1 protein-coding gene is annotated in these 1,296 nt (G+C 45.4%); it reads left to right on the top strand.

Annotated features, from left to right (window positions below; translation table 11 throughout):
- The coding region (gene nhaA / locus R7070_RS25480; protein ID WP_318141422.1) for a Na+/H+ antiporter NhaA at positions 1 to 1,135 on the top strand (1,135 nt) is incomplete at its 5' end.
- Between the last annotated feature and the right edge of the window lie 161 nt (positions 1,136 to 1,296).

Genomic DNA, 1,296 nt, shown 5'->3' with positions numbered 1-1,296 from the left:
TGACTTTTTCAAAATGGAATCCGCAGGTGGTATTCTTCTCGTGATTGCAGCGGCAATTGCGATGACCATTGCAAACTCACCACTGGGCGAAACTTATCAATCTCTACTGCATACTTATGTATTTGGTATGTCTGTTTCTCACTGGATCAACGACGGCCTGATGGCTGTGTTCTTCCTACTTATTGGCCTTGAAGTAAAGCGCGAGCTGCTTGAAGGCGCGCTAAAATCGAAAGAAACTGCCATCTTCCCTGCAATTGCTGCGGTCGGTGGTATGTTGGCTCCGGCACTTATTTACGTTGCTTTTAATGCAAATGACCCTGAAGCGATCTCTGGTTGGGCAATTCCTGCGGCGACAGACATTGCATTTGCTCTGGGTATCATGGCATTACTTGGTAAGCGCGTACCAGTGAGCCTAAAAGTATTTTTGTTGGCTCTTGCGATCATTGACGACTTAGGTGTTGTAGTCATCATTGCTCTGTTCTACACCGGTGATCTTTCTTCAATGGCATTGCTTGTCGGCTTCGTAATGACAGGTGTACTGTTCATGCTGAACGCGAAAGAAGTCACCAAGCTAACACCGTACATGATTGTAGGTGCGATTCTGTGGTTTGCTGTACTTAAGTCTGGTGTTCACGCAACATTGGCAGGTGTAGTGATCGGTTTTGCGATTCCGCTGAAAGGAAAGCAGGGCGAGCACTCTCCACTGAAACACATGGAGCATGCTCTTCACCCTTATGTCGCATTTGGTATTCTTCCTCTGTTTGCATTTGCGAACGCAGGTATCTCGCTAGAAGGCGTATCGATGTCTGGTCTAACTTCAATGCTGCCTCTAGGTATTGCACTAGGTCTATTGATTGGTAAACCTCTAGGCATCTTTAGCTTTAGCTGGGCAGCTGTGAAACTGGGCGTTGCGAAGCTACCAGAGGGTATAAACTTCAAGCATATCTTCGCGGTATCAGTGTTATGTGGTATCGGTTTTACGATGTCGATCTTTATCTCTTCACTGGCGTTCGGTAACGTAAGCCCTGAGTTTGATACATACGCTCGATTAGGTATTTTGATGGGCTCAACTACTGCAGCGGTACTTGGTTACGTTCTACTGCATTTCTCATTACCAAAGAAAGCACAAGACTAACTTCGTATTTAACTGATTTGTAACTCAAAGCCTCCCACTTGGGAGGCTTTTTGTTTTTGAAGAGTGTTAGATAAAGCCTGATCGACAGGCGAAAAAAAGCCCAGCCGAAAATTTGACTGGGCGGATACAAACATAGGAGTTAATAAGAAAAAAGCAGCAAC

This window comes from Vibrio sp. 1557 (genome assembly GCF_033340175.1).
GTDB lineage: Bacteria > Pseudomonadota > Gammaproteobacteria > Enterobacterales > Vibrionaceae > Vibrio > Vibrio alginolyticus.
Note: the sequence above shows the minus strand (reverse complement) of the source record. Positions and strands in the feature narration are given on the sequence as shown.